Below are 10,608 nucleotides of genomic sequence, written 5' to 3' on the forward strand. Positions count from 1 at the left end.
GGGCGCATGACGACGGAAACCAATGTGGAGAAGCTGCCGGCCCTCGCCGGGCGGCGGTCCGACGACGGCAAGAGCGCCAAGAAGGCGCGCGGCGCCGAGGGCGGCGCGCTGAACGTCTTCTCGCACGGCATGCTGATCGTGTGGGCGCTGATGGTGGGGATGCCCCTGCTGTGGGTGCTGTGGAGCTCCTTCAAGAGCAGCGGCGACATCCTGACCACACCGTGGTCCCTGCCGGACGTCCTGCACTTCGAGAACTGGGCCAACGCCTGGGACAAGGCCAAGATCGGCACGTTCTTCCTCAACACCCTGATCGTCGTGGGCGGTTCGGTCATCGGGACGATGGTCCTGGGCTCCATGGCCGGGTACGTCCTGGCGCGGTTCGACTTCCCCGGCAACCGCTTCATCTACTACCTGTTCGTCGCCGGGATGTCCTTCCCGGTGTTCATGCTGGTGATCCCGCTGTTCTTCGTCATGCGGGACTTCCCCGGCGTGCCGCTGCTGGCGACGTACCAGGGCCTGATCATGGTCTACATCGCCTACTCGCTGCCCTTCACGGTCTTCTTCATGACGTCCTTCTTCCGCACCCTGCCCACCTCGGTGGCGGAGGCGGCCATGATCGACGGCGCCTCGCACGTGCGGACGTTCTTCCAGGTGATGCTGCCCATGGCCAAGCCGGGCCTGATCAGCATCGGCATCTTCAACTTCCTGGGGCAGTGGAACCAGTACCTGCTGCCGATGGTGCTCAACCAGGACGAGGACAAGTACGTACTGACGCAGGGTCTGGCCAACATCGCGCTCCAGCAGGGCTACGAGGGGGACTGGGGCGGCCTGATGGCCGGCATGATGATCGCGATGCTGCCGGTGCTGGTCGTCTACTTCATCTTCCAGCGGCAGGTCCAGGCCGGTCTGACGGCGGGCGCGCTCAAGTAGCGCCCCCGCCCGCCGGCCGCCGCTCACGCCCGCCCGGCCCGGGCCGCCCGCCCGGCCGCCGCTCACCCTCCGTACCCGGCCGCTCACTCTTCCGCGCGCCGGGTACGGACGCGTCCGCAGCGATCATGATTCGCTCAACACCTTGACGAGACTTCGGTGTCGGCGTTCTGCTTAGGGTTCACATGTTGAATCGAAAGCCGCCCCCCGAGGATGTGGGTGCGGCCGGCGGGCCGTCGCCGTACCTTCCCCCGCTCGCGCCGGGAGGCAGCGCCGGTCCCAGACGGGAGTGGATGAGTCGATGGAGACTCCGGGGTCGCAGTCTTCGCTGCACCGGGCCAATCTGGAGCGGGTCGTGCGCGCGGTGCGCAGGGCGGGCTCACTCACGCAGGCGGAGATCGCCCGGAGCACGGGGCTGAGCGCGGCCACCGTATCCAACATCGTTCGCGAGCTGAAGGACGGCGGGACCGTCGAGGTGACCCCCACCTCCGCGGGCGGCCGGCGGGCGCGCAGCGTCTCCCTCTCGGGTGACGCGGGCATCGTCGTCGGGGTCGACTTCGGCCACTCCCACCTGCGGGTCGCGGTCGGCAACCTCGCCCACCAGGTACTCGCCGAAGAGGCCGAGCCGATCGACGTGGACGCCTCCGCGGAGGAGGGCTTCGACCGGGCGGAAGAGCTGGTCAACAGGCTGATCAAGGCCACCGGGATCGGCCCGGGCAAGGTCATCGGCGTGGGCCTGGGCGTGCCCGGTCCCCTCGACGTCGAATCCGGCACCCTCGGCTCGACGGCGATCCTGCCGGGCTGGTCGGGCACCAACCCCGGCCAGGAGCTGTCCGGGCGCCTCGGGGTGCCCGTCCACGTCGACAACGACGCCAACCTCGGCGCGCTCGGCGAGCTGGTGTGGGGCGGCGGCCGGGGCGCCGCGGACCTGGCGTACATCAAGGTCGCCAGCGGTGTCGGCGCGGGACTGGTGATCAGCGGCCAGATCTACCGCGGGCCGGGCGGTACGGCGGGCGAGATCGGGCACATCACCCTGGACGAGTCCGGGCCGGTCTGCCGCTGCGGCAACCGCGGCTGCCTGGAGACCTTCACCGCCGCCCGCTACGTGCTTCCGCTGCTCCAGCCCAGCCACGGCCCCGATCTGACCATGGCGGGGGTGGTGCGGCTGGCCCGTGAGGGCGATCCGGGCTGCCGGCGGGTCATCGCGGACGTAGGGCGCCATATCGGCAGTGGTGTGGCGAACCTGTGCAATCTGCTCAATCCGAGCAGGGTGGTGCTCGGCGGTGATCTCGCCGACGCCGGCGAGCTGGTGCTCGCGCCGATCCGGGAGTCCGTCTCGCGGTACGCGATCCCCAGCGCCGCACGGCAGTTGGGGATCGTGACCGGCACGCTCGGCGGTCGCGCCGAGGTGCTGGGCGCGCTCGCGCTGGCGCTGAGCGAGATGGGCGATTCGACCCTTCTCGACGGCCAGCGGGCCGCGGACGTGCCCGCACCGGTCTGACCAGCGATGCCTTCAGAGGGCTAACGCATGGCACCGTTGTCATCTCGTTAAGGATTTACTCCTTGACGGTCGGCTGGCGGCCGAGTTGACTTCCAGCCACCTCGGCCGCAACGACGCGGCCTCGTCAGGGAGGCACCCCATGAACGTTTGGACGCGTCGCGTCGTCATAGGCACCGCAGCGGTATCGATGGCGCTCTCCGTGGCCGCCTGCGGCAAGGCCGGCGACGGCGGCAAGGGCGGCGGTGGCGGCGACGGCAAGACCATCGGCCTGCTGCTGCCGGAGAACAAGACCACGCGCTACGAGACCTTCGACCGCCCGCTCATGGAGGCGAAGATCAAGGAGCTGTGCGGCGACTGCAGGGTGAAGTACAACAACGCGGCGCAGGAGACCGAGACCCAGAAGAAGCAGTTCGACGCGCTGATCACCCAGGGCGTCAAGGTGATCATTCTGGACGCCGTCGACTACAAGGCCACGAAGTCCTGGGTCAACCAGGCCGCCAAGAAGGGCGTCAAGGTCGTCGCGTACGACCGGCTGGCCGAGGGCGACATCTCCGCCTACGTCTCCTACGACAACGAGAAGATCGGCCGCCTCCAGGGCCAGGCGCTGGTCAAGGCGCTCGGCGACGACGCCGAGGACAGCAACGTCGTCATGATCAACGGCTCGCCGACCGACCCGAACGCGCCGTTCTTCAAGAAGGGCGCCCACTCCGTCCTCGACAAGCAGGTCAAGAAGATCAGCTACGAGCAGGACATCCCGGACTGGTCGCCGGACGAGGCCAACAAGAAGATGGGCGCGGCCATCGACTCGCTCGGCAAGAAGGCCATCCAGGGCGTGTACTCGGCCAACGACGGCATGGCGGGCGGCATCATCACCGCCCTCAAGCAGCAGGGCGTGAAGGTCCCGGTCGGCGGTCAGGACTCCGAGCTGGCCGGTCTCCAGCGGATCCTCAAGGGCGACCAGGCGTTCACGATCTACAAGCAGATCAAGCCGCAGGCCGACTCCACGGCCGAGATCGCGGTCAAGCTGCTCAAGGGCGAGAAGATCGACTCCCTGACGGACACCAAGGTCGACAGCCTCAGCGGCGAGGTCAAGGGCATCCCCGCCAAGCTCTACGACGCGCGGATCGTGACCAAGGACAACATCAAGGACACGATCCTCAAGGACAAGGTCTACAAGGCGAGCGAGATCTGCTCGGCGGACGTCAAGGCGGCCTGCGAGGCGGCCGGCATCAAGTAACCCCTCGCCATACGGGGGCCGCGCGGCACGATCCGCGGCCCCCGACCGGCGGTCCGGCCCCCGCCCCGGCGCCCCCTCGGCCCCGCGGCCGCCCGGACCGCCTCTCGCACAGCCCCCCCGCTCCACGCACCACCATCCCCGCCGTTGTGACGGCGGCGAAGGAGATGATTCACGTGTCCGCTACGCCTGTGCTGGCGTTGCGCGGAATCTCCAAGCGGTTCGGCGCCGTCCAAGCACTGACGGACGTCACCCTGGAGATCCACCCCGGCGAGGTGGTCGCCCTTGTCGGCGACAACGGCGCCGGCAAGTCCACCCTTGTCAAGACCATTTCCGGCGTTCATCCGGTCGACGACGGCACCATCGAGTGGGAGGGCAGGGCGGTCCGCATCAACAAGCCGCACGACGCCCAGGAACTCGGCGTCGCCACCGTCTACCAGGACCTCGCGCTCTGCGACAACCTCGACGTCGTCGCCAACCTCTACCTCGGCAACGAGCTCCGCACCGCCGGTGTGCTGGACGAGATCGCCATGGAGAAGCGGGCCAAGGAGCTGCTGGACACGCTGTCCATCCGCATCCCCAGCGTCCGCATCCCCGTCGCCGCGCTCTCCGGAGGCCAGCGGCAGGTCGTCGCCATCGCCCGCGCGCTGATCGGCGACCCGAAGGTCGTCATCCTCGACGAGCCCACCGCCGCGCTCGGCGTGGAGCAGACCGCCCAGGTCCTCGACCTCGTCGAGCGGCTGCGCGAGCGCGACCTCGGCGTCATCCTCATCAGCCACAACATGGCCGACGTGCAGGCCGTCGCGGACCGTGTCGCGGTGCTGCGGCTGGGCCGCAACAACGGTGTCTTCGACGTCGAGGGCACCTCCCACGAAGAGATCATCGCCGCCATCACCGGCGCCTCGGACAACGCCGTCACCCGCCGCAAGGCGCGTACGGACCAGGTGAAGAAGGAGGTCGGAGCGTGAGTGACCTCACCAAGCAGCCCGCCGCCGGCGACGAAACGGTGACGGACCACGCCGCGGACACCGCCCCCGCCGCCGTGGACGCCCCGCAGCCCGCCGCCGTCGACCCCCGTCTGCTCGTCCGCGAGCAGGGCTTCGCCGGCTACCTCAACGACTTCAAGCGCCGGGTGCGCGGCGGCGAGCTGGGCTCGCTGCCCGTCGTCATCGGCCTGATCGTCATCGCGGTCGTCTTCCAGCTCAAGAACAGCAGCTTCCTGTCCGCGGACAGCCTCGCGAACATCGGCGTCTACACCTCCGGCCTGGGCATCATGGCCGTCGGTATCGTCTTCGTCCTGCTGCTGGGCGAGATCGACCTGTCCGTCGGCTCGGTGGCCGGTGTCGGCGCCGCCGTCTGGGCCGTCCTCAGCGTCACCAACGGCGTCAACGACTGGCTGGCGGTCCTGATCGCCATCACCGCCGGTATCGCCATCGGCGCGCTGCACGGCTTCTTCTTCGCCAAGGTCGGCGTCCCCGCGTTCGTCGTCACCCTGGCCGGGTTCCTCGGCTGGAGCGGCCTGCAGATCTGGATGATGGGCAAGGAAGGCTCCATCAACACCCCCAGCGGCAGCGTGGTGGAGAACCTCACCGGCTACTACTTTGAGGACAAGGCCGCCGCCTACGGCCTCGCGCTGGTCGCCGTCCTCGCCTACGCCGGCTCCCTGCTGCTGGACAGCAAGCGCCGCAAGGCCGCCGCCCTGCCGTCCCGGCCGCTCAGCGAGATCCTGCTGCGCACCGGCATCGTCGCGGTGATGGCCTTCGTCGTCGCCTACGTCCTGAACGAGCCGGAGGGCGCCCGCGGCCTGCCGCTCGCCCTCGTGCTGTTCCTCGCGGTCCTGGTGATCGCCGACTTCGTGGTGCGCCGCACCACCTACGGCCGGCAGATCTTCGCGGTCGGCGGCAACGCCGAGGCGGCGCGTCGCGCCGGCATCAACGTGAACAAGATCCGCATCACGGTGTTCGCGATCTCCGGCATGCTCGCCGCCTTCGGCGGACTGTTCATCGCCAGCCTCTCCGGCGGCGCGACGAAGAACCTGGGCTCCGGCAACACCCTGATGAACGTCATCGCGGCGGCCGTCATCGGCGGCACCAGCCTCTTCGGCGGCCGGGGCAAGATCTGGTCCGCGCTGCTGGGCATGCTGGTCATCCAGTCCATCCAGCAGGGCCTGAACCTGCTCGGCATGGCCAGCGAGATCCAGTACATGATCACCGGCGCGGTGCTGCTCGCCGCCGTCGTGATCGACTCGGTCTCCCGCCGGACGCAGAAGACGGCCGGACGCACCTGACGCGCGTCCGCCATCCGGCCCGGACCGGCCCCCACCAGGTGAGACCCGGTGGGGGCCGGCCCTTGTGCGGGCCCTGGCCGGATGGCGTCCGTTTGGGCGTCGCTCCCGAGTGACATACATCGCAAGGCCCGGCCGCCGCCGCAGCGGACGGAACATTAGACTCGACTGATCGGCAAGCTCGATCAGCTCGAAGCTCGACAGCAAGGAGGCAGCGTGCAGAAGGTGCCGCGCGAAGCGCGCCAGGCCGGGGCGGTGGCGGGCGACGGAGGGGCGTTGCTGACCCGCGTCAAGGGGCCGCGCGATCTGGACCGGCTGGGACCGGAGCAGCTCCAGCAGCTCGCCGGGGAGATCCGTACCTTCCTCGTCGACGCCGTCTCCAAGACCGGTGGACACCTCGGCCCGAACCTCGGCGTGGTCGAGCTGACCATCGCCCTGCACCGTGTCTTCGACTCCCCGCGGGACCGGGTGCTGTTCGACACCGGGCACCAGTCCTACGTCCACAAGCTGCTCACCGGCCGCCAGGACTTCAGCGGACTGCGCACCAAGGGCGGCCTGTCGGGGTACCCCTCGCGGGCGGAGTCCGCGCACGACGTCATCGAGAACAGCCACGCCTCGACGGTGCTGGGCTGGGCCGACGGCCTGGCCAAGGCCAACCAGGTGCGCGGCAAGGACGACCACGTCGTCGCGGTCATCGGTGACGGCGCGCTGACCGGCGGCATGGCCTGGGAGGCCCTGAACAACATCGCGGTCGCCAAGGACCGCCCCCTGGTCATCGTCGTCAACGACAACGAGCGCTCCTACGCGCCGACCATCGGCGGCCTGGCCAACCACCTCGCCACGCTGCGGACGACCGACGGCTACGAGCGCTTCCTCGCCCGCGGCAAGGACCTCCTGGAGCGCACGCCGGTCGTCGGCAAGCCGCTGTACGAGACGCTGCACGGCGCGAAGAAGGGCCTGAAGGACTTCATCGCCCCGCAGGGCATGTTCGAGGACCTCGGTCTGAAGTACGTCGGCCCGATCGACGGCCACGACCTGGAGGCGCTGGAGTCCGCGCTGACCCGCGCCAAGCGCTTCGGCGGCCCGGTCATCGTGCACTGCCTCACCGAAAAGGGCCGCGGCTACAAGCCCGCCGAACAGGACGAGGCCGACCGTTTCCACGGCATCGGCGTCATCCACCCCGACACCGGCCTGCCCGTCGCGGCGTCCGGCGCGAGCTGGACCTCCGTCTTCGGCGAGGAGATGGTCAAGCTCGGCCAGGAGCGCGAGGACATCGTGGCGATCACGGCCGCGATGCTCCAGCCCGTCGGCCTCCAGAAGTTCGCCAAGGCGTTCCCGGACCGGGTCTACGACGTGGGCATCGCCGAGCAGCACGCCGCGGTCTCCGCCGCCGGCCTGGCCACCGGCGGCCTGCACCCCGTCTTCGCGGTCTACGCCACCTTCCTCAACCGTGCCTTCGACCAGGTCCTGATGGACGTCGCGCTGCACAAGTGCGGTGTGACGTTCGTGCTGGACCGGGCCGGTGTCACCGGTGACGACGGCGCCTCGCACAACGGCATGTGGGACATGTCGCTCCTCCAGGTCGTGCCCGGCCTGCGGATCGCCGCCCCGCGCGACGCCGACCAGGTACGCGCCCAACTGCGCGAGGCCGTCGAGGTGGACGACGCACCGACCGTCGTGCGCTACTCCAAGGGCAAGGTCGGACCGGCCGTCGAGGCCGTCGGCCGGATCGGCGGCATGGACGTGCTGCGCGAGCCCGCCGAAACGGTCCAGCGGCCCGACGTCCTGCTGGTCTCCGTCGGCGCGCTGGCGCCGATGTGCCTGGAGATCGCCACCCTGCTCGACAAGCAGGGCATCTCGACGACGGTCGTGGACCCGCGCTGGGTCAAGCCGGTCGACGCGGCGCTGCCGGGTCTGGCCGCGCGGCACCGCGTCGTGGTCACCGTCGAGGACAACAGCCGTTCCGGCGGCGTCGGTTCGGCCATCGCGCAGGCGCTGCGCGACGCGGACGTGGACCTGCCGCTGCGTGACTTCGGCATCCCCGAGCGGTTCCTCGACCACGCCTCCCGCGCGGAGATCATGGCGGAGATCGGGCTCACCGCGCCGGACATCGCCCGCCAGGTGACCGGCCTCGTCGCCAAGATCGACGGCCGGTACGAAGACACCGCGGACGCCACCGGGGACGCCGGTGAGGTACGGGCGGCCGAGGCGGCCCGGGACTGATCCCGCCACCTCGCTCAAAGGGCCGGCCAGTCACCCGTAAGGGTGGTCTGGCCGGCCCTTCGGCATACCCACCGTCGTATCCCATCGGGTGAATCCCCGCCGTTCGAAGGCTCGCCGCGGCTGACTGTTTCCCGTCATTGCGGAGACTCGGTCAGTTCAGGAGAGTTGCGAGGGTCGTCCAGGCGGAGGTTCGCCCATGAGCACACAGCACGGCACACAGCACCCATCACGCCGCGATCGCGGCATGTTCCGGACCAAGACTGTCGAACAGTCGATCCGGGACACCGAGGAACCCGAGCACGCGCTACGCAAGTCCCTCTCGGCACTCGATCTCACCGTCTTTGGTGTCGGTGTCGTCATCGGAACCGGCATCTTCGTCCTCACCGGGAAGATCGCCAAGGAGCAGGCGGGACCGGCCGTCGCGCTCTCCTTCGTCGCCGCGGGCGTGGTCTGCGCGCTGGCCGCGCTGTGCTACGCGGAGTTCGCCTCCACGGTGCCGGTCGCCGGATCGGCCTACACCTTCTCCTACGCCTCGCTCGGCGAACTGCCGGCCTGGATCATCGGCTGGGACCTGATCCTGGAACTGGCCCTGGGCTGCGCGGTGGTCGCCGTCGGCTGGTCGGGCTATGTGCGCTCCCTGCTGGACACCGCCGGGGCGCATCTGCCCGCCGGGCTGACCGGCACGCACGAGGGGAAGTTCGGCTTCGATCTGCTCGCCTGCGTCCTGGTGCTGCTGCTGACCGCCATCCTGGTGCTGGGGATGAAGCTGTCCTCGCGGGTGACCGCGGTGGTCGTCGGCATCAAGGTCACCGTCGTCCTGCTGGTCATCATCGCCGGGGCCTTCTTCATCACCGGCGCGAACTACGAGCCGTTCATCCCGCCGAGCAAGCCCAACGAGGGCGGCGGCGGACTGGCCGCGCCGCTGGTCCAACTGCTCTTCGGCTTCACCCCGGCCAACTTCGGCGTGATGGGCATCTTCGCCGCGGCGGCCGTGGTCTTCTTCGCCTTCATCGGCTTCGATATCGTGGCGACCGCAGCCGAGGAGACCCACCACCCGCAGCGCGACGTGCCGCGCGGCATCCTCGGTTCGCTGGCGATCTGCACCGTCCTCTACGTCGTCGTCTCCATCGTCGTCACCGGCATGCAGAAGTACAGCCGGCTCTCCACCGACGCCCCGCTCGCGGACGCCTTCAAGGAGGTCGGCCACCCGTTCTTCGCGGGCCTGATCAGCTTCGGCGCCGCCGTCGGCCTGACCTCGGTCTGCATGATCCTGCTCCTCGGCCAGAGCCGGGTGTTCTTCGCCATGAGCCGGGACGGCCTGCTGCCGCAGATCTTCTCCCGCGTCCACCCGAAGTTCGGCACGCCCTACCGGTCGACGGTCCTGCTGGGCGTCGTCGTCGCCGTCGTCGCCGGTTTCACCTCGATCGACGAACTCGCCGAACTGGTCAACATCGGCACCCTGTTCGCCTTCGTCGTGGTCGCCATCGGCGTGGTCCTGCTCCGCCGCTCCCGCCCCGACCTGCCGCGTTCCTTCCGCACCCCGCTGGTGCCGCTGGTGCCGCTGCTGTCGGTGCTGGCCTCGTTGTGGCTGATGCTCAACCTGCCCGGCGAGACATGGGTGAGATTCGGGATCTGGATGGTGGCCGGCTTCGTCATCTACTTCCTGTACGGGCGCGGGCACAGCCGCCTCGGCCTCCGCGGCCGTCACAACGGACCGGAGAAGGAGGCACCCGGCGACGCGACGCCCCGGCCGTAGGCCACCGCGGCCCCGCGCTCTCCGCTATCCCCCGCCCCGTATGCCGCTGCCGGCGGCGTACGGGGCTTTCCGCGCCACCGCCGCACCGCCCTGGACCCCGGGGCCACGGCGCGCCCCCGCGCGTCCTCAGCGCCCCTCGCCGCCCCGCCGGCCCCACACCGCGCGCGGACCCGTGACGCGGGCGCCCAGCGCCTCGACGCGCTCGCGCAGCCCACGGTCCGCGGTGACCACCAGGCAGTCCCGGCCGGTGCCCTCCTCCGCCACCAGCGCCACGATCCGGTCGTCACCGCTGCCCGCCGCCGACTCCACCCGTACGCCCTCGACGGACGTCACCGCACGCGCCGCGCCCTCCACGACGAGCACCAACTCCAGGGGCGGGGCGGCGAGCCCGGGCAGGCCGGTGGCGCCGAACGCCCCCAGCGCGTCGCGCAGTCGCTCCGCCGCGCCGTGCCGGTCGCGCCACCAGCCGTCGGGCACCGAGCCGACGACGTTCGCGGCATCGACAATGACCAAGGAATTCATGGCCCAACCCTCCCATGACGCGCCGCCGTGGAAAGGCCGCCCGGAGACGACGAAGCGGGGGGGGGGGGGGGGGGGGGGGGGGGGGGGGGGGGGGGGCCCAGGGGGGGGGGGGGGGGGGGGAGAGCGACGGGCGCCGGGCGGAGAGCCGTGTTCCTTCTTCC

The 10,608-nt window shown here is 70.2% G+C and carries 8 protein-coding genes; 7 read left to right on the forward strand and 1 reads right to left on the reverse strand.

Translation table 11 applies throughout. The features are described 5' to 3' along the window. The first annotated feature begins 6 nt into the window (after nucleotides 1–6). The 7 genes from ACZ45Z_RS22200 to ACZ45Z_RS22230 all read left to right on the forward strand — a co-directional run bounded on the left by ACZ45Z_RS22200 (nucleotide 7) and on the right by ACZ45Z_RS22230 (nucleotide 9,925). On the forward strand, nucleotides 7–930 hold the full coding sequence (locus tag ACZ45Z_RS22200; RefSeq protein WP_468364999.1) for a carbohydrate ABC transporter permease: 924 nt from the start codon (nucleotides 7–9) through the stop codon (nucleotides 928–930). A 298-nt stretch (nucleotides 931–1,228) separates the two neighbouring features. Further along, the gene (locus ACZ45Z_RS22205; RefSeq protein WP_468365002.1) at nucleotides 1,229–2,428 is read left to right on the forward strand and encodes an ROK family transcriptional regulator; all 1,200 of its coding nucleotides are present in this window, start codon (nucleotides 1,229–1,231) and stop codon (nucleotides 2,426–2,428) included. Nucleotides 2,429–2,567: 139 nt separating this feature from the next. Next, entirely contained in the window at nucleotides 2,568–3,665 is a 1,098-nt protein-coding gene (locus ACZ45Z_RS22210; RefSeq protein WP_468365005.1) for a substrate-binding domain-containing protein, read from the forward strand. Between the two features lie 164 nt (nucleotides 3,666–3,829). Then, nucleotides 3,830–4,630 carry an ATP-binding cassette domain-containing protein gene (locus tag ACZ45Z_RS22215; protein ID WP_468365007.1) on the forward strand — a complete coding sequence of 267 codons (801 nt, stop codon included), beginning with the start codon at nucleotides 3,830–3,832 and terminating at the stop codon, nucleotides 4,628–4,630. Then, nucleotides 4,627–5,949 (forward strand): sugar ABC transporter permease, encoded by a 1,323-nt coding sequence (locus tag ACZ45Z_RS22220; RefSeq protein ID WP_468365009.1) that lies wholly within the window; start codon nucleotides 4,627–4,629, stop codon nucleotides 5,947–5,949. The genes ACZ45Z_RS22215 and ACZ45Z_RS22220 overlap by 4 nt, the downstream gene beginning before the upstream one ends. 213 nt (nucleotides 5,950–6,162) lie before the next feature. Beyond that, a complete protein-coding gene (dxs, locus tag ACZ45Z_RS22225) occupies nucleotides 6,163–8,169 on the forward strand; it encodes a 1-deoxy-D-xylulose-5-phosphate synthase (protein WP_468365011.1) in 2,007 nt (668 codons plus the stop codon). A gap of 196 nt (nucleotides 8,170–8,365) precedes the next feature. Next, nucleotides 8,366–9,925, forward strand: a complete 1,560-nt coding sequence (locus ACZ45Z_RS22230; protein ID WP_468365013.1) for an amino acid permease — start codon at nucleotides 8,366–8,368, stop codon at nucleotides 9,923–9,925. Between the two features lie 126 nt (nucleotides 9,926–10,051). Here the strand turns inward: ACZ45Z_RS22230 and ACZ45Z_RS22235 are convergent, their stop codons facing one another. Then, the gene (locus ACZ45Z_RS22235) at nucleotides 10,052–10,447 is read right to left on the reverse strand and encodes an NTP pyrophosphohydrolase (RefSeq protein ID WP_468365016.1); all 396 of its coding nucleotides are present in this window, start codon (nucleotides 10,445–10,447) and stop codon (nucleotides 10,052–10,054) included. Nucleotides 10,448–10,608 lie beyond the last annotated feature (161 nt).

Source organism: Streptomyces sp. NPDC031210 (assembly GCF_055570395.1).

Coding starts and splice junctions, on each gene's coding strand:
- ACZ45Z_RS22200 (WP_468364999.1), top strand. CDS start 7: ATGACGACGGAAACCAATGTGGAGAAGCTGCCGGCCCTCGCCGGGCGG.
- ACZ45Z_RS22205 (WP_468365002.1), top strand. CDS start 1,229: ATGGAGACTCCGGGGTCGCAGTCTTCGCTGCACCGGGCCAATCTGGAG.
- ACZ45Z_RS22210 (WP_468365005.1), top strand. CDS start 2,568: ATGAACGTTTGGACGCGTCGCGTCGTCATAGGCACCGCAGCGGTATCG.
- ACZ45Z_RS22215 (WP_468365007.1), top strand. CDS start 3,830: ATGATTCACGTGTCCGCTACGCCTGTGCTGGCGTTGCGCGGAATCTCC.
- ACZ45Z_RS22230 (WP_468365013.1), top strand. CDS start 8,366: ATGAGCACACAGCACGGCACACAGCACCCATCACGCCGCGATCGCGGC.
- ACZ45Z_RS22235 (WP_468365016.1), bottom strand. CDS start 10,447: ATGAATTCCTTGGTCATTGTCGATGCCGCGAACGTCGTCGGCTCGGTG.